Origin of the sequence: Nocardia mangyaensis (assembly GCF_001886715.1) — a bacterium.
Lineage (GTDB): Bacteria > Actinomycetota > Actinomycetes > Mycobacteriales > Mycobacteriaceae > Nocardia > Nocardia mangyaensis.
On the sequence record NZ_CP018082.1, the window covers coordinates 1 to 17,654 of the forward strand.

At 67.3% G+C, this 17,654-nt stretch carries 17 protein-coding genes and 2 tRNA genes; 14 read left to right on the plus strand and 5 right to left on the minus strand.

All coding sequences use genetic code 11. The annotated features are described in order from the left end of the window. Positions 1-149 precede the first annotated feature (149 nt). Positions 150-1,325: a DNA polymerase III subunit beta gene (gene dnaN, locus BOX37_RS00005; protein ID WP_071925651.1), complete on the plus strand. Its 1,176-nt coding sequence runs from the start codon at positions 150-152 to the stop codon at positions 1,323-1,325. Positions 1,326-1,348: 23 nt separating this feature from the next. Beyond that, the gene (gene recF, locus BOX37_RS00010; protein WP_240505148.1) at positions 1,349-2,578 is read left to right on the plus strand and encodes a DNA replication/repair protein RecF; all 1,230 of its coding nucleotides are present in this window, start codon (positions 1,349-1,351) and stop codon (positions 2,576-2,578) included. Positions 2,579-2,612: 34 nt separating this feature from the next. Here the strand turns inward: recF and BOX37_RS00015 are convergent, their stop codons facing one another. After that, positions 2,613-3,068, minus strand: a complete 456-nt coding sequence (locus BOX37_RS00015) for a hypothetical protein (protein WP_071925652.1) — start codon at positions 3,066-3,068, stop codon at positions 2,613-2,615. 195 nt (positions 3,069-3,263) lie between these two features. Between BOX37_RS00015 and BOX37_RS00020 the strand changes: the two genes are divergently transcribed. The 9 genes from BOX37_RS00020 (at position 3,264) to BOX37_RS00055 (ending at position 11,915) form a co-directional block, all read left to right on the plus strand. Continuing rightward, a complete protein-coding gene (locus BOX37_RS00020) occupies positions 3,264-3,800 on the plus strand; it encodes a DUF721 family protein (RefSeq protein WP_156910215.1) in 537 nt (178 codons plus the stop codon). 426 nt (positions 3,801-4,226) lie between these two features. After that, positions 4,227-6,260, plus strand: a complete 2,034-nt coding sequence (gyrB, locus tag BOX37_RS00025) for a DNA topoisomerase (ATP-hydrolyzing) subunit B (protein WP_071925653.1) — start codon at positions 4,227-4,229, stop codon at positions 6,258-6,260. Between the two features lie 57 nt (positions 6,261-6,317). Beyond that, positions 6,318-8,828, plus strand: coding sequence for a DNA gyrase subunit A (gyrA, locus tag BOX37_RS00030; protein WP_071925654.1), 2,511 nt, complete (start codon positions 6,318-6,320; stop codon positions 8,826-8,828). Positions 8,829-8,867: 39 nt separating this feature from the next. Beyond that, complete coding sequence (locus tag BOX37_RS00035; RefSeq protein ID WP_071925655.1) at positions 8,868-9,905, plus strand: DUF3566 domain-containing protein; 1,038 nt, start codon at positions 8,868-8,870, stop codon at positions 9,903-9,905. A 137-nt stretch (positions 9,906-10,042) separates the two neighbouring features. Beyond that, positions 10,043-10,116 (plus strand) — tRNA-Ile (locus tag BOX37_RS00040). Between the two features lie 31 nt (positions 10,117-10,147). Further along, positions 10,148-10,255: a DLW-39 family protein gene (locus tag BOX37_RS35010; protein ID WP_240505149.1), complete on the plus strand. Its 108-nt coding sequence runs from the start codon at positions 10,148-10,150 to the stop codon at positions 10,253-10,255. Positions 10,256-10,289: 34 nt separating this feature from the next. Next, positions 10,290-10,365, plus strand: a tRNA-Ala gene (locus BOX37_RS00045). 160 nt (positions 10,366-10,525) lie between these two features. Next, positions 10,526-10,972, plus strand: a complete 447-nt coding sequence (locus tag BOX37_RS00050; RefSeq protein WP_071925656.1) for a nitroreductase family deazaflavin-dependent oxidoreductase — start codon at positions 10,526-10,528, stop codon at positions 10,970-10,972. A gap of 31 nt (positions 10,973-11,003) precedes the next feature. Beyond that, the gene (locus BOX37_RS00055; RefSeq protein ID WP_071925657.1) at positions 11,004-11,915 is read left to right on the plus strand and encodes an acyl-CoA dehydrogenase family protein; all 912 of its coding nucleotides are present in this window, start codon (positions 11,004-11,006) and stop codon (positions 11,913-11,915) included. Here the strand turns inward: BOX37_RS00055 and BOX37_RS00060 are convergent, their stop codons facing one another. Continuing rightward, positions 11,916-13,493, minus strand: a complete 1,578-nt coding sequence (locus BOX37_RS00060) for a serine hydrolase (RefSeq protein ID WP_071925658.1) — start codon at positions 13,491-13,493, stop codon at positions 11,916-11,918. A 611-nt stretch (positions 13,494-14,104) separates the two neighbouring features. Between BOX37_RS00060 and BOX37_RS00065 the strand changes: the two genes are divergently transcribed. Together BOX37_RS00065 and BOX37_RS00070 are read left to right on the plus strand one after the other, a co-directional pair. After that, entirely contained in the window at positions 14,105-15,094 is a 990-nt protein-coding gene (locus tag BOX37_RS00065) for an ATP-binding cassette domain-containing protein (RefSeq protein ID WP_071931046.1), read from the plus strand. Positions 15,095-15,150: 56 nt separating this feature from the next. Next, positions 15,151-15,945, plus strand: a complete 795-nt coding sequence (locus tag BOX37_RS00070) for an ABC transporter permease (RefSeq protein ID WP_437126425.1) — start codon at positions 15,151-15,153, stop codon at positions 15,943-15,945. 4 nt (positions 15,946-15,949) lie between these two features. On the opposite strand, the gene BOX37_RS34575 is transcribed toward BOX37_RS00070, so the two are convergent. Further along, a complete protein-coding gene (locus BOX37_RS34575) occupies positions 15,950-16,126 on the minus strand; it encodes a hypothetical protein (RefSeq protein WP_167659879.1) in 177 nt (58 codons plus the stop codon). Between the two features lie 18 nt (positions 16,127-16,144). Between BOX37_RS34575 and BOX37_RS00075 the strand changes: the two genes are divergently transcribed. Beyond that, positions 16,145-16,672, plus strand: a complete 528-nt coding sequence (locus BOX37_RS00075) for a peptidylprolyl isomerase (RefSeq protein ID WP_071925660.1) — start codon at positions 16,145-16,147, stop codon at positions 16,670-16,672. A gap of 81 nt (positions 16,673-16,753) precedes the next feature. Here the strand turns inward: BOX37_RS00075 and BOX37_RS00080 are convergent, their stop codons facing one another. Together BOX37_RS00080 and crgA are read right to left on the minus strand one after the other, a co-directional pair. After that, positions 16,754-17,212: a PH domain-containing protein gene (locus BOX37_RS00080; protein WP_071925661.1), complete on the minus strand. Its 459-nt coding sequence runs from the start codon at positions 17,210-17,212 to the stop codon at positions 16,754-16,756. A 94-nt stretch (positions 17,213-17,306) separates the two neighbouring features. Next, a complete protein-coding gene (gene crgA, locus BOX37_RS00085; RefSeq protein ID WP_071925662.1) occupies positions 17,307-17,570 on the minus strand; it encodes a cell division protein CrgA in 264 nt (87 codons plus the stop codon). Positions 17,571-17,654: the final 84 nt, after the last annotated feature.

Below are 17,654 nucleotides of genomic sequence, written 5' to 3' on the forward strand. Positions count from 1 at the left end.
GGAGGGTCGATGCGGACTTCACGTGTTGTCCGGGTACCGTTTGGTTGTCGGCTGGTTGTGCGAGACTCAGTGCGCGGCCGACACAGCACCTCAACTCCGCTGAACACACCCGCACACGGATTCGAAACTCGGAGAGGACAAATCGGGCGATGGAGCTTGCGAGCATGAAGTTTCGGGTCGCCCGAGAGGATTTCGCCGAGTCGGTGGCCTGGGTGGCGCGCAGCCTCCCGTCCCGCCCGCCCGTGCCGGTTCTCGGTGGTGTCCTGCTGGTCGCCGACGAGAACGGTCTGACCGTCTCCGGGTTCGACTACGAGGTCTCCGCGCAGATGCGCGTCGCGGCCGAGGTCGCCGGTCCCGGCCAGGTGCTGGTCTCGGGCAGACTGCTCGCCGACATCACCAAGGCGCTGTCGAACAAACCGGTCGATGTCTCCGTCGACGGCACCCGCGTGCTCATCGCTTGTGGCAGCGCCAAGTTCTCGCTCCCGACCATGCCGGTCGAGGACTATCCCCAACTGCCCGAGGTCCCGCAGCAGACCGGTGAGCTCAGCGTCGATGTGTTCGCCGAGGCGGTCGGCCAGGTCGCCGTCGCCGCCGGCCGCGACGACACACTGCCGATGCTCACCGGTATCCGGGTCGAGATCGAGGGCAACGACGTGGTGCTCGCCGCCACCGACCGCTTCCGGCTCGCCGTGCGCCACCTGCAGTGGTCCCCGAACCGTCCCGATCTCGAGACCGCGGTGCTCATCCCCGCGCGCACACTTTCCGAGGCCGCCAAGACGCTCGGGTCCGCCGAGGCGCCCGTACAGCTGTCGCTGGGCAGCGGTGGCGGGGCCGACGGCCTGCTCGGCATCGTCAACGCGGGCCGCCGAACCACCACCCGGCTGCTCGACGCGGAATTCCCCAAGTTCCGCCAGTTGCTCCCCAAGGAACACACCTCCATCGCCACCCTGCCGGTCGCCGCGTTGTCGGAGGCGATCAAGCGCGTCGCCCTGGTGGCCGAACGTGGTGCCCAGGTGCGTCTCGAGTTCTCCACAGACGGTGTCCTGCTGTCGGCGGGTGGGGACGACGCGGGACGTGCCGAGGAATGGCTCGAGGCCGATTTCCGGGGCGAGCCGCTGACCATCGCGTTCAATCCCGGCTACCTGACCGAAGGTCTGTCGGCGCTGCACACCGATCGGGTCACCTTCGGCTTCACCACGCCGAGCCGTCCGGCGGTGCTGCTGCCGGCTTCCGACGAGGAGCCCAAGGTGCTGGAATCCGGTGCGTTCGCCGCGCTGGAGAGCCAGTACATCTACCTGTTGATGCCGGTCCGGCTGCCCGGCTGAGCCGGACTCGCGCGTAACCGGGCATGTTCATCCGTGCGCTGTCGGTCCGTGATTTCCGCTCGTGGGAGCACGCCGAGCTCGAGTTGTCCCCAGGGCGCACGGTGTTGCTGGGGGCGAACGGCAACGGCAAGACCAATCTGCTCGAGGCGGTCGGTTACCTGGCCACGCTCGGTTCCCATCGTGTCTCCGCCGACGCGCCGCTGATCCGGATGGGCGCCACCCAGGCCAGGATCGGGGCGACCGTGGTCAACACCGGCCGGGAGCTGCGCGTCGACGTGGAACTCAAGGCCGGTGCCGCCAACCGAGCGCAGATCAATCGCTCACCGGTGCGCCGGTCCCGCGAGATCCTCGGAATCCTGCAGACCGTGTTGTTCGCGCCGGAGGACCTGGCACTGGTCCGTGGCGATCCGGGGGAGCGGCGCCGGTTCCTCGACGAGTTGTGCACAGCCCGCTTGCCCCGGCTGGCCGGCGTGCGCGCCGACTACGACAAGGTGCTGCGGCAACGTTCCGCGCTGCTGAAAACCGCTGGGCGCCAGTCGCGTTCCCGTGCCGATCTGGGCACGCTGGACGTGTGGGACGGGCACCTGGCCGAGCACGCGTCGGTCCTGCTCGCGCAGCGCCTGCGGCTGGTGCACGACCTGTATCCCCATCTGGCACAGGCTTATCGGTCGATCGCGCCCGAATCCCGCCCGGCCGCAATCGCTTACCGCTCGGGCTATCTGCCGCCGGAACTGCTCGACCCGGCCAGGGGCCCCGAGGATGGTGACGCGGCCCTCCTGCACGAGATCGTGCTGCGGGAACTCGCGGCCGCGCGTCCCCGAGAACTCGACCGGGGGGTGTGCCTGGTCGGCCCGCACCGCGACGATCTGGAACTGCTGCTCGGCAGCGCGCCCGCCAAGGGGTTCGCCAGTCACGGCGAATCCTGGTCGTTCGCGCTCGCGCTGCGCCTGGCCTCGTTCGAGCTGTTGCGCAGCGCCGGGACCGAACCGGTGCTGCTGCTCGACGACGTGTTCGCCGAGCTGGATCGGCGCAGGCGCACCGCGCTGGCCGAGGTGGCCGCGGGGGCCGAGCAGGTGCTGATCACCGCCGCGGTGGCCGAGGACGTGCCCGCCGAGCTCGCCGCCGAGCCGCTGCGGGTGCGAACCACCGGCGAGGCCGACCGGCGCACCTCACAGTTCGTCACCGACGTGGTCGAACACGGCGAGGGCCTGCTCGACGCCCGTCCTGCCGCGCAGGAGCGCGACCCGCGATGAGAGCGGATCTCGTACGCGGGCGCCATCAGTGCGGTCAGCCGGTGTCGGCGGTGAGGTCGATCCGCGTCGGGAGAGCCATGGCGATGCGGAGCCGACTGATCTCGCCGCCGCTGTAGGCGATCTGGGCGATGTGGAGATCGAGGTCGATCCGGCCGTGATAGTCGTCGAGCAGCTCGCTCGTCCATGCGGGCGAATCGGCGATGTCGGTGGCGACGAGGACGGCCGCCATATTCATCGCGGCGGCACCACTGCCCGCGGCTACGCCGCCGAAAGTCCACGACGCGACCGCGGCTCGATCGTGCGTGACGGCGGCCCTCGGCTTCTCCGGTGCCTGGATCGACGCTGTCGGCTCCCGCCCGTTCCAATGGTCGATGCAGATCATGGCGAGTCGCTTACCGTTGGGCGATTTCAGCAGACCCCGCCGGAACAGCCAGTCGAAGGCTTTCGGCAGCCGAACGATCCTCGTCGTCGGCGGTCTGCCACTGCCCATAGTGGAAGTTTACGGTGAATGATCCGTGGCGGATGATCCGAAGATATGCACAGTTGGCGATAGTTATCAACAGCCCCTGTGGAAAACCGGCAACATGCTGGACATATGCCAGCTCGGTGTGCGGCGGAGTTGTCGGCGCCCGGGCGTAGACTCGATCCGCACTCGGCCAGCATCGACACCGGAAGGCGGAAACCTGTGCAGGAAGAGCCCGCACCGGAACTGCGTGGGATCGATCTGGCCCGCCGTGCCCTGGAAGAGGCCCGCGCCGCGGCCAAGGCCAACGGAAAGTCGATCGGCCAGGGACGGGCCTCGCCGGTCCGCAAGCTCCGCGCCGGTGGTCGCCGTCGCACCGGCTGGTCCGGTGCTGGTCCCGACCCGCGCGATCCCCAGCTGTTGTCCGCCCTCACCGGCTCGATCGCGAAGAGTCGTGGCTGGTCGGGCAAGGTGGCCGAGGGCATGGTGTTCGGTCGGTGGACCAGTGTCGTCGGCGAGGACATCGCCTCACACGCCACGCCGGTGACGCTGGAGGGCGGGGTGCTCAAGATCGCCGCCGAGTCCACCGCGTGGGCCACCCAGTTGCGGATGTTGCAGAGTCAGATCCTGGCCAAGATCAATGCCGCGGTCGGTCAGGGCGTGGTCACCTCACTGCGCATCACCGGGCCCGCCGCGCCGAGCTGGCGCAAGGGTGAGCGCCACATCAAAGGCCGCGGCCCGCGCGACACCTACGGATAGCCGAACGGTGACCAGCCGAGATCCGTGGCGTCGGCTCGGCTCTGCGCCCCTGAAGTTGTGGACATGTGGATAGAGCCTGTGGATAACTGCGACGGGCAGTCCGATGGCGACCACCGATGGCGCGAGGACCTGGGCATCGCCCTCCGGGACCCCCGGGAATCTCGCGCTCCGGACCGTCGTCCCGGATGGGTGGCCTATTCGCTCCCACGATCGGCAAAATTCCCGGAGAGGCGGAACAGTGTCGCAGAAAGTCGATTTCTCGCATTCACGGGGACGTTAGGGGTGTCGTAGGTGCACTGTAAGTTGGGCTTACCAGTAGGATGGTGAAGTAACCAGCGGCGAACCCTCGGCGCGTGCTGTGCAGTCCGTGTTCGTGCTGCCCGATCGCTGCGCCAGGGATCAGCAAGTAAGGAGAGCTACCGAGAAGTGGCTGCCAACGACTCCAACGCATCGGGCAACAATTCGGGCTACGGTGCCTCCTCCATCACGGTCCTCGAGGGCCTGGAAGCGGTGCGCAAGCGCCCCGGCATGTACATCGGTTCCACCGGTGAACGCGGTCTGCACCACCTGATCTGGGAGGTTGTGGACAACTCGGTCGACGAGGCGATGGCCGGCTACGCCACCAAGGTCGAGGTGACCCTGCTCGCCGACGGCGGTGTCGAGGTCATCGACGACGGCCGTGGTATCCCGGTCGGGATGCACGCCCAGGGCGTGCCGACGGTCGAGGTCGTCATGACCCAGCTGCACGCGGGCGGCAAGTTCGACTCCGATTCCTACGCGGTCTCGGGTGGTCTGCACGGTGTCGGCATCTCGGTGGTGAACGCGCTGTCGACCAAGGTCGAGGTGGAGATCGACGTCGACGGCCACCACTGGAGCCAGACCTACAAAGACGCCAAGCCCGGCAAGCTGGCGCAGGGCGAGCCGACCAAGGCCACCGGTACCACGGTGCGGTTCTGGGCCGACCCGGACATCTTCGAGACCACCAACTACAACTTCGAGACGGTCTCGCGACGCCTGCAGGAGATGGCCTTCCTGAACAAGGGCCTCACCATCAAGCTCACCGACGAGCGGGTCAGCGACACCGACATCACCGACGAAGTGGTCAGTGAGACGGCCGAGGCGCCCAAGGATGCCGAGGAAGTCGCCGCCGAGGCGGTGGTGCACAAGGTCAAGACCCGCACCTACCATTACCCGGGCGGCCTGGTGGACTTCGTCCGCCACATCAACCGCACCAAGTCGGCCATTCACAACTCGGTTGTCGGCTACACGGTCAAGGGCACCGGCCACGAGCTCGAGGTCGCGATGCAGTGGAACTCGGGCTACTCCGAGTCGGTCCACACCTTCGCCAACACGATCAACACCCATGAGGGCGGCACCCACGAAGAGGGCTTCCGCGCGGCGCTGACCACCGTGGTCAACAAGTACGCCAAGGAGAAGAAGCTCCTCAAGGAGAAGGACGGCAACCTCACCGGTGACGACATCCGCGAGGGCCTGGCCGCCATCGTGAGCGTCAAGGTCGGCGAGCCGCAGTTCGAGGGTCAGACCAAGACCAAGCTCGGCAACACCGAGGTCAAGTCGTTCGTGCAGCGCGCCTGCAACGAGCACCTGCAGCACTGGTTCGAGGCCAACCCGGCCGACGCGAAGACCATCGTGCAGAAGGCGGTGTCCTCGGCGCAGGCCCGGATGGCCGCGCGCAAGGCGCGCGAGCTGGTGCGGCGCAAGTCGGCGACCGATCTGGGCGGGCTGCCGGGCAAGCTGGCCGACTGCCGCTCCAAGGATCCGGGCAAGTGCGAGATCTACATCGTGGAGGGTGACTCCGCCGGCGGCTCGGCCAAGTCCGGCCGCGACTCGATGTACCAGGCGATCCTGCCGCTGCGCGGCAAGATCATCAACGTCGAGAAGGCCCGCATCGACCGCGTCCTCAAGAACAACGAGGTCCAGTCGATCATCACCGCGTTCGGCACCGGCATCCACGACGAGTTCGACATCGCCAAGCTGCGCTACAACAAGATCATCCTGATGGCCGACGCCGACGTCGACGGACAGCACATCGCGACGTTGCTGCTCACGCTGCTGTTCCGCTTCATGCGGCCGCTGGTGGAGGGTGGCCACGTGTTCCTGGCGCAGCCGCCGCTCTACAAGCTCAAGTGGATGCGCGCTGATCCGGAGTTCGCCTACTCCGACCGCGAGCGCGACGCGCTGATCGAGGCCGGCCTGGCCGCGGGCAAGAAGATCAACAAGGACGACGGCGTCCAGCGCTACAAGGGTCTGGGCGAGATGAACGCCAAGGAGCTGTGGGAGACCACCATGGACCCCGCGGTGCGGGTGCTTCGTCAGGTGACGCTCGACGACGCGGCCGCGGCCGACGAGCTGTTCTCCGTGCTGATGGGCGAGGACGTGGAGGCACGTCGCAGCTTCATCACCCGCAATGCCAAGGACGTCCGTTTCCTCGACGTGTAGCCGGAGCTGCGCCACCGCGCGCGCCCGTCCCCACGCCAGGTCCTCGAAGGAGAATTGATGACTGAGACCACGCTGCCGCCCAACGGCGGTGCGGGCGACCGGATCGAACCGGTCGACATCCAGAACGAGATGCAGAGCAGCTACATCGACTACGCGATGAGCGTGATCGTCGGCCGCGCGCTGCCCGATGTGCGCGACGGCCTCAAGCCGGTGCACCGGCGCGTGCTCTACGCGATGTACGACAACGGCTACCGTCCCGACCGCGGCTACGTGAAGTCCGCGCGTCCGGTCGCCGAGACCATGGGTAACTACCACCCGCACGGCGACTCGTCGATCTACGACACTCTCGTGCGCATGGCCCAGCCCTGGTCGCTGCGCTATCCGCTGGTCGACGGCCAGGGCAACTTCGGTTCGCGCGGCAACGACGGCGCGGCCGCCATGCGCTACACCGAGTGCCGCCTGACGCCGCTGGCGATGGAGATGCTGCGCGACATCGACAGCGAGACCGTCGATTTCGTGCCCAACTACGACGGTCGCTCGCAGGAGCCGACTGTGCTGCCCGCCCGCGTGCCCGCGCTGCTGATGAACGGCAGCAACGGCATCGCCGTCGGTATGGCGACGAATATCCCGCCGCACAACCTGAACGAGCTGGCCGAGGCCATCTACTGGTCGCTGGAGAACTACGAGGCCGACGAGGAGACCACCCTCGCCGCGTGTATGGAACGGGTCAAGGGCCCCGACTTCCCGACGCACGGCCTGATCGTCGGCGGCCAGGGCATCCACGACGCCTACACCACCGGCCGCGGTTCCATCCGCATGCGCGGTGTGGTGGAGATCGAGGAAGACGCTCGTGGCCGCACCACGATCGTCATCACCGAGCTGCCGTACCAGGTGAACACCGACAACTTCGTCAACTCGATCGCCGAGCAGGTCAAGGACGGCAAGATCGCGGGTATCGCCGATATCCACGACGAGTCCTCCGACCGTGTCGGCATGCGGATCGTGGTGACGGTCAAGCGTGACGCCGTGGCCAAGGTGGTGCTGAACAACCTCTACAAGCACACCCAGCTGCAGACCAGCTTCGGCGCGAACATGCTCTCGATCGTCGACGGTGTGCCGCGCACGCTGCGCCTGGATCAGATGATCCGGCACTACGTGAACCATCAGCTCGAGGTCATCGTCCGGCGCACCCGCTACCTGCTGCGCAAGGCCGAGGAGCGGGCCCACATCCTGCGCGGCCTGGTCAAGGCGCTCGATCTGCTCGACGAGGTCATCGCCCTGATCCGGCGCTCGGCCAACACCGACACCGCGCGCACCGGCTTGATGCAGCTGCTCGACATCGACGAGATCCAGTCGACCGCCATTCTGGACATGCAGCTGCGTCGCCTCTCGGCGTTGGAACGGCAGAAGATCGTCGACGATCTGGCCAAGATCGAGCTCGAGATCGCCGACTACAAGGACATTCTGGAGCGGCCGGAACGACAGCGCGCGATCGTGCGCGACGAGCTGGCCGAAATCGTCGAGAAGTACGGTGACGACCGCAGGACCAGGATCATCGCCGCCGACGGTGACGTCGCCGACGAGGACCTGATCGCCCGCGAGGACGTGGTCGTCACGATCACCGAGACCGGCTACGCCAAGCGCACCAAGACCGACCTGTACCGCTCGCAGAAGCGCGGCGGCAAGGGCGTGATGGGCGCCGGGCTCAAGCAGGACGACATCGTCAAGCACTTCTTCGTCTCGTCCACCCACGACTGGCTGCTGTTCTTCACCAACAAGGGCCGGGTCTACCGGGCCAAGGCCTACGAGCTGCCCGAGGCCAACCGGACCGCGCGTGGTCAGCACGTGGCCAACCTGCTGGCCTTCCAGCCGGACGAGAAGATCGCCCAGATCATCCAGCTCAAGACCTACGAGGACGCGCCGTACCTGGTCCTCGCGACACGCGCGGGCCTGGTGAAGAAATCCAAGCTCACCGATTTCGACTCCAACCGCTCCGGCGGCATCGTCGCGGTGAACCTGCGCGATGACGACGAGCTGGTCGGCGCGGTGCTGTGCTCCTCCGACGACGACCTGCTGCTGGTCTCGGCGCACGGGCAGTCGATCCGGTTCGCGGCGACCGACGAGGCGCTGCGTCCGATGGGCCGGGCCACCTCCGGTGTGCAGGGCATGCGCTTCAACACCGACGACGAACTGCTCTCGCTGAATGTGGTGCGTAGCGACACGTATCTGCTGGTCGCGACCGCGGGCGGCTATGCCAAGCGCACCGCGATCGAGGAGTACACCGCGCAGGGTCGTGGCGGAAAAGGCGTATTGACAATTCAGTACGATCCGAAGCGTGGCAGCCTGGTGGGTGCGCTCATCGTCGACGACGAGGACGAGTTGTACGCGATCACCTCGAGTGGTGGCGTCATCCGTACCGCGGCCAAGCAAGTTCGTAAAGCCGGACGCCAGACCAAGGGCGTGCGATTGATGAACCTCGCGGATGGCGATACCTTGCTAGCGATCGCGCGCAACGCCGACGAGCCCGATCCCGATCAGCTCACCGGCGACGCGGCTTCGGAGCAATAACCCAACCAGCGGCGGCAACGAACGGATCTGAGGATTCCATTGACCACACCGAATCAGTCGAACGACGATCGGAACCAGACCAACGGCGTCACCGAACGGGTCGCCTCCTCTCCGATCCAGCCGCGGCCGATCCCACGCCAGGGCGGTCCGGCCGAAGGTGCGGCGGCGCCGGAATCCGGTGCCGCCGGAGGCGAATCGTTCGACCAGGCAACGGTGCGGATGGGTACCGAACCCACCCCGCCCCCCGCGTCCGGTCAGGGTCCGGCGGGCGGCACGGGCAAGTCGCCGTATCAGGACGGGTGGGCTCAGCTGCCGCAGCGTGAACCGCAGTCGAACCTGTATCGGCCTGGTGAGTCGCCGAGCCAGGGGCGCCCGGCATCGGGCTCCTCCGGTGGGCTCAAGGGCAGCGGCGCGTCCAATGCCCGCACCACCGCCGACCTCGCGGCCAAGGCGGCCCGCAAGGAAGCGGCGATGGTGAAGTCGGTCGGGATCGACGGGCCGACCCGCAGCATCGCCCGGCCGGAACTGGTCAAGGACATGCCGGATCTATCCGATGTGCGCCATCCCGGGTCCGATATGCCGATGGCGCAGACCGGTGTCCCGCTCGCACCGCAGCCGCAGGCACCGCAGCAGGGCGCACCGACGAGTCAGCGGGCCGTCGCCCCCACCGGGGTCTCGCCCGCCGCGCCGGTGGCCATCGCGGCCGCCGCGTCGGGTGAGCCGTTGCGCGCGACGGTGCAGATCCGCCGGATCGATCCGTGGTCGACGCTGAAGATCACCCTGGTGATCAGCATCGCGATGTTCTTCGTCTGGATGGTGGCTGTCGGTCTGCTCTACATCGTGCTCGCGGGCATGGGTGTGTGGGACAACCTGGACAACTCGCTCGGCGAGATGCTGAACCAGGAAGGCAGTTCGTCGAGCCTGATCGACGCGGGCACGGTCTTCGGCTATGCCGGTGTCATCGGTCTGATCAATGTGGTGCTGTTCACCGCACTGGCGACGGTCGGTGTGTTCATCTACAACCAGTGCTGTGATCTGGTCGGCGGCATCCAGGTGACCCTGGCCGATCCGGACTAGGAAGCCGCTGTTGTACCGACGGCCGGTCAGCCCCTGAAAATGGGCCTGACCGGCCGTTTTGGTTATCAGGATGCGAGTAGGGTAACCTCGTTCCTCGTTGCGGTTCTCTGCTTCTGCAGGGGTTCGAAACAACTTACGGGCCTATAGCTCAGGCGGTTAGAGCGCTTCGCTGATAACGAAGAGGTCGGAGGTTCAAGTCCTCCTAGGCCCACTCCCGAAACATCACAAGTAGGGTGGGAATCATGAAGATTGTCCTCACGGTCGGTGTTGTGATCGCGGTTCTCATCGGTATCAACAAATTCCGCAAGCGCGATGACGCCGACCTCTGGCGTGAGGTCACCACCCGCTGATTCGGATTGCCAACCGATCACACCCGATCGGCTAGGGGCCTTAGCTCAATTGGCAGAGCACTGCCTTTGCAAGGCAGGGGTTAGGGGTTCGATTCCCCTAGGCTCCACCACATCCCGGACCCGCACCACCACGAATTCCGTGGGGGAGCGGGTTTCGTCGTTTCCGGGGTCTCCGCGTCCGGTCAGGAATCGAGAAGCACCGGGCCTCGCTCGAGCCCTAGCGTTGTATTCGTCCACACGAACCGCCGTGACCTGGGAGGCAGCGAGAAGATGACAGACAGCAAGAGTGGTTTCAGCGCGTTGTCGCTGTGGTTCCAGCGCAAGATGAACGAGCGCACGGTCACCAAGATGCGTCGCAAGGGCAGCGGCAAGATGATGGGCATGGACGTGCTGATCCTGCACACGGTCGGGCGCCGCAGTGGTCAGCAGCGGCAGTCGCCGGTCTCCTGGTTCGCCGATGGCGACGCGGCCCGGCTGATCGTCGCCTCGGGCGGCGGCGGCCGGAATCCGGACTGGTGCGCCAATCTGCTCGCCCATCCCGACCAGGTCGCGATCGAACTGCCCGGCAGTCCCGCGGTCGCGGTGTCGGCGCACAAGCTCGCCGGCGCCGACCGGGACCGCGCCTGGGCGCAGATCACCACCGCCCAGCCCCGATACGAGAAGTACCAGCGCAAGTCCGACCGCGAGTACCCGGTGATCCGGCTGACCGAGAAGTGAGCCGTCGCCCGGTCACCTAGGCTCCACAGCTGTGAACGCCTCGGTTTTCGATTTCCTGCTCACCGCCGAACCCGATGACGCGCCCGGAGAAGATCTCGCCGCCTGCTGGGCGCGCCACCGGGCCCGCAGTGCCGGGTTCGCGAACTCGGTGGACCGTGCCGCGGTCGCCGGTTTCGACAGCGCGGAAACGGGTTCGGCGTTCCTCGGCGGCTATCAGGAAGCCCTGCACACCCTGATCCCCGAGCTCGAGCCCGACGACCTGGCCGCCCTGTGCGCGACCGAAGCGGCGGGCGCGCGGCCGTCCGCCATGACGACCGCCGTCGCCGGCGACGGCACGGTGACCGGGACCAAATCCTTCGCCACCCTCGGCCCGGCCGCCACCCGATTCGTGGTGATCGCCACGGACGGCCTGCGCGCGGACGGCAGGTCGAGCCTGCGCGCGGTCCTCGTCCCCGCGACCGCCCCCGGCATCACGGTGACGCCGTTGCCCGAGCTGCCCTTCGTCCCCGAGGTTCCGCACGCCACCGTCGAGTTCGCGGCAGCCCCCGGCGACGTGCTGCCCGGCGACGGCTACGCCGACTATCTCAAGCCGTTCCGGACGGTCGAGGACATGCACGTGGTCGCCGCTGTGCTCGGTCGGCTGGTGCGGGTGGGCAGGCAGGCGCGGTGGCCCGTGGAACCGGTAGCGCAGCTGCTGGCGGTGCTTGCGGCCGTGCGTGGCGTGAGTGTCGAGGACCCGAGCTCGGCCGGCGCCCACGTCGCGCTGGGCGGTGTCTTCGGCCTGCTCACCCGGGCGCGCGTGGAGCTGGAGCCGTGGTGGGACCAGGTCGACCCCGTGGTGCGCAGCCGATGGGAACGCGATTCGCCGGTGCTCGGCGTGGCCGGTAAGGCGCGGGCCGCCCGATTGACCACCGCGTGGCGTGCCGTGGCCGGGGCGGAATGATCAGCCGCCCCTGGTGAAGGTGCCGAGGCCGTCCTCGTCGAAGTAATCCAGGGTGAGCGAGCCGTCGGTGAAGGTCGCCGAGGAGACGCTGCCCGGCGGGGCGTTCTCGCCGATCGGCTCGAAGGCGAAGGTGTCGCCGTCCCAGTGCCGCAGGGGGTAGCGCCGTTGCGCGGGGCCGATGGTGAGGACGAGGCCCGTGTCGTCGGTCGTGATCATCGCCGGGCCCCAGTAGTCGCTGTCGTAGGTGCCGGTATAGGCCGACAACCCCTGGGCGGGAGCGGGGTCGGTGGGTGCCGGCTCACCGGACAGGTCGCCTTCCGGCTCGTCCATCGAGGCGAAGGCATCTCGGTAGAGCGTGCGCCAGTCCTCGCGAATCTCGCCGAACTGCACCAGATCGGCGAACTCGGCGGTCAGTGTCTCCGGGACGCCGATGGGGGCCGCGTTGGTGAGGGCGACGATCGCCACGTCGGCCGACGGGATCACCTGGAAGCTGGTCGCCGCGCCGAGGGCGAAGGCGCCGGAATGGCTGAGGGTCGTGCGGCCGGCGGGCGAGGTCGACACGTTGAAGCCGTACCCGTAGGTGCCCGCTCGCGCGTCGACGGCAGCGGCCGGGGACGAGATCACCTGCGGGGTGATCGCGGGCAGCAGCGCCTCCGGTGGGGCGATCGTGGTGGCTCCGTTCGTGCCGGTGCCGAGCAGCATCGTCAGCCAGCGGGTCATGTCGTTCACCGAGGAACTCACCCCGCCCGCGGGGGACTGGGCGTCGGGGTCGCGGGTGTAGCGGGCGACCCAGTCGCCGTCGATGTCAACATGGCCGACGGCGTGGTTCGGGCGCGCCTCGAAGTCGGCGAAGCGCGAACTGGTCGACTGCATGCCCAGAGGTTCGTAGAGGACATCGGCCGACAACTGCGCCCACTCGGTCCCGGCCGCGGCGGCGACCGCTTCCGCGCCCGCGGTGAGCCCGAAGTTGGTGTACTGGTAGGTGATCCGGAACGGGTCGAGCGGTTCGAGGCGGAGCCGGTCCAGGATCGTGGCCCGGTCGTAGCCGAGGTCCTCCAGTCGATCGCCCGCGTGATCGGGCAGGCCGCTGCGGTGCGCGAACAGGTCGGCGACGGTGAGCTGGGCGGTGACGGCCGGATCCGCCAGCGCGAAGGTGGGCAGGTGGTCCACCACCGGGGTCGTCCAGTCGACGGTGTCCGCGCCGACCTGGTTGGCGACGACGGTGGCCGCGACCGACTTCGACACCGAGGCCAGCTGGAAGACCGTGTCGGGATCGACCTGCTCGCCCGAACGCCCATCACGGACGCCGAATCCCTTGGCGTACACAGTTTTTCCATCGTGAACCACGGCGACGGCCATTCCCGGTATGCCGGTGCTGTCCATCAGTGATCCGGCCAGCTCGTCGAGTCGGCCGACGGCGTTGTCCACCGCGTCGGCGGGCAGGGCCACTCCGGCGACCTGATTCGGTGCGAGTTCGGCCGTCGTGGTGGCGGGCTCATCGTCGGTGGCTCCCGCGCAGCCGACCGCGATCGTCATCGAAACGACGACCGCGGCGATCACGCCTCGCCCGGGCACCATGGGCCGACGATAGCCCCGGTTGCCGGGGGATCGCCGGTTCGTGGCCCGACTGTGACGGTGCTCGGGTCGGCGCGCGTCGGCGGTTCAACCGAGCTGCGACCTTCCCGGAAAATGGGGAGCGGGCCTCGGCGAAGGGGGGGAGTTAGCCGAGGCCCGCGTAGGGTCGGCCCGGGGGGGAGGGGCCGACGTGAACGATCCTACGCGATGTGTGCGGAATTCGTGTACGCGCAACGGAGGAGTTTCCGAGATTTTTCGGCGATGAGGGCGTCGAGCGTGGTCGGCGGCGGCCGCGAAGCTCGCCGGGAGCCGGGGGGAGCGCGCCCGACGGTTGTCTTACGGCATTCGGAATCAGCTGTTACGCAACACTTTCCGAGCAAATACCGATGAACATGTTCTGGTTCACGCGGAGCCGTTGCCCGAAGAACAGGGTCTTGCGTTCGCGGTCACAGTCGGAGAATCAGTCCGATTCGTCGCGTGTCGCGACGCTCGGCATGTCGAACACGTCTGTACATCCGACCGATCGAAGCCGCCGAAATGGGGATGCGACTTGTCGGTGGGTGCCGCAATACTGGGGCAACAGTGTTCGTTCGAACTACGACATCAGGAGAATCATGCCCGACGCAATCGTCGCCGAGGGGCTGGTCAAGCGGTACGGACGGGTGACCGCCCTCGACGGACTCGATCTGTCGGTTCCCGAAGGCACCGTCACCGCCTTGCTCGGGCCCAACGGCGCGGGCAAGACCACCACAGTCCGCGTACTCACCACCCTGCTCGTCCCCGATGAGGGACGGGCCACCGTCGCGGGGGTCGATGTGCTCAACGACCCGCAAACACTGCGCTCACGGATCGGCGCGTCCGGTCAGTACTCCGCCGTCGACGAATACCTCACCGGGTTCGAGAACCTCGAAATGGTCGGCAGGCTCTATCACCTGGGCATCAAACGGAGCAAGGAACGCGCGCGCGAACTACTCGAACGGTTCCGCCTCGCCGATGCCGCCGACCGTCCGGTGAAGGGCTACTCCGGCGGTATGCGCCGGCGCCTCGATCTCGCGGGCGCGCTGGTGGCCAATCCGCCGGTGCTGTTCCTCGACGAACCGACGACCGGTCTGGACCCGCGGGCCCGGCTCGACCTGTGGGACGTCATCGAGGAACTCGTCGCCGGCGGCACCACCCTGCTGCTCACCACCCAGTACATGGACGAGGCCGACCGGCTCGCCGACGCCATCGGCGTGATCGACCACGGCAAGGTGATCGCCCGCGGCACCGCCGACGAACTCAAGACCCTCGTGGGCGGCGACCGGATCGAACTCACCGTCGCCGATGTCGACGAGCTCGCCACCGCCCAACAGGTGCTCGGCGGGCTGGCCGACGGCGAGATCCACGTCGAACCGGCGCTGCGCAGGCTCGTCGTCCCGGTGGCCGATGGCTCCCAGGATCTGGTCACCGCGATCGGACGGCTCACCGAACACAAAGTGAAGATCAACGACGTCGCGTTGCGCAGACCCTCGCTCGACGATGTCTTCCTCACCCTCACCGGGCACGAGGCCGAAGAACTCGTCAACGGAGATGCCGAGCTCGCCAAGGAAGGACAGTCTCGATGAGCGCCATCGTCGACACCGCCGAGATCCACCGCCCCGGGTTGGGGGAACGGCTGCAGATGGTCGCCACCGACAGCGTCACCATCGCCAAGCGCAACGTCATCAAGATCAAACGGGTACCCGACGTCCTGATCTTCTCGACCATGTCGCCGATCATGTTCGTGCTGCTGTTCGCCTACCTGTTCGGCTCGGTGATCCAGGTCCCCGGTGTCGAGGGCGGCTACCGCGAGTTCCTGATCGTCGGCATCTTCGTGCAGACCGTGGTGTTCGGTGCCTCGTTCACCGGCGCCGGTCTGGCCGAGGACATGCAGAAGGGCATCATCGACCGGTTCCGGTCGCTACCGATGGCACCCTCGGCGGTGCTGGTCGGGCGCACGGTCAGCGACGTGGTGATCAACGTGGTCAGCCTCGTGGTGATGTCGGTGACCGGGCTGATCGTCGGTTGGCGGATCCGTGGATCGTTCCTCGACGCGGTCCTCGCCTACGTGCTGATGCTGCTGTTCGCCTACGCGGTCTCCTGGATCATGGCGGTGGTCGGCCTGCTGGTCCGCAGCCCCGAGGTGTTCAACAACGCCAGTTTCATGGTGATCTTCCCACTCACCTTCCTGGCCAACACCTTTGTGCCGATCCAGGACCTGCCGACTCCGCTGCGCATCTTCGCCGAGTGGAACCCGGTCTCGGCGGTCACACAGGCCACGCGCAACCTGTTCGGTAACACCGATCCGAACGCGCCCGAGCCCACGGCCTGGTCGCTGCAGAACCCGGCGGCGATGACGTTGATCTGGGTCGTCGTCATCCTGGTCGTGTTCGTGCCGCTGGCGCAGCGCCAGTACCGCAGGACGGTGAGCCGCTAGAGGTTCAGCGGGCGCCGGTCTCCGTGGACGGGACCGGCGCCGAGCCGTTGCGGGAGTAGCCGAGGCGCGGCGGCGCCGCGGCCGGTTCGGGCAACTGGGGGCGTTTGCTGCGGGCCAGGTAGGCGATGGCGCCTGCGCCTGCGATCGCCAGCGAGGCGATGAGCGGGTTACGAAGCTTCATTGTGGCACCATAACCCGCGTGACCTCACCCAACCAGACGGCCGTGGCGACGCTGCACACCAACCACGGCGATATCAAGATCGCGCTCTTCGGTAACCACGCGCCCAAGACGGTGCGCAACTTCGTCGGCCTCGCCGACGGCAGTGCGCCCTACACCACCGCCAATGCCGGCGGCACGGACGCAGGCCCGTTCTATGACGGCGCCGTCTTCCACCGGGTGATCCCGGGGTTCATGATCCAGGGCGGCGATCCCACCGGGACCGGGCGTGGCGGTCCCGGCTACGAGTTCGGCGACGAATTCCACCCGGAACTGCGCTTCGATCGTGGCTACCTGCTCGCGATGGCCAATGCCGGACCGGGCACCAACGGCTCGCAGTTCTTCGTCACCGTCGGCGCGCAGCCTCATCTGAATCGCAAGCACACGATCTTCGGCGAGGTGGTCGACCCCGATTCACGCAAGGTGATCGACGCGATCGCCTTGGTGAAGACCGATCGCAACGATCGGCCGACCGAGCCGGTCGTCATCTCCTCGATCACCCTCGCCTGATCGGCCGCAGGACGAGAACTCCCCGCCGCGAGACTTCGCGGCGGGGAGTTCATTGCTTCACGTGAAACGTTGGCTTTCGGTTCAGCCGTCGGTGACCGAGGCGAATCCGTTGACGACCAGCGCGTCGTACACATCGTGTGGGTTGGTACCGAGATCCCAGCGACCGAAGATCAGCAGGCGCTCGCTGTCGCCGTGCTGCACGTCGACCTCGAGCATCGCGCTCTTACGGCCGAGACGACGGTAGGAAACCATCCTGATCCGGTCGATCCGATCGAGTGGATACTCCTTCGGGCCAGTGAGTGTGCCGATCACCAGGCGCGGCGCGGGTTCGGGAACCATCGTCAGCCGGGGGCGCTGGCGGACACCGAGCACGGCCATCGCGAGCACAGCGAACGCTGCGAGGCCGACGAGTAGCCTGCTCGGCCCGTCCTGGGCGAGGATCGCGGCCACGACCAGCACGAATCCGCCGCCGGTCACCGCGACGAGAGCTGAGACGGGCGTCGTCCACGAGGTGGCGCCGTCGGATTCCCCAGCGTTCACGCGGCTTCGTCCCCCGTTGGTCCTCGAGTTGTCCACAGGTTCATCCACAGGTGTGCATGAATAACACCGGTGTAATCCGGTGTGCGGCGCGCGGTCAGCGCCATCGCATGGTCATGATCAGGCCGATGACCATCAGGCCGAAGCCGATCAGGAAGTTCCAGGCGTTCAGGTCGTTCATCCAGCTGATCTGCTCGGCAGCCAGGTAATAGACGATCAACCAGAGGAGACCGGCGAGCATGAAGCCAAGCATGATCGCGACGTACCAGACCGGCGACGGGCCCGCCTTCACCTTCACCGGGGTGCGGCTGGCGGGGCTCGGGGTGTAGTCGGCCTTCTTGCGGACCTTGGACTTGGGCATGACGTCCTCGAATTCGGCGTACAGGTACTTCTAGGCTATCCCACCAGGCAATGGATGCGACGACCCACATGCTCGCCACGTACT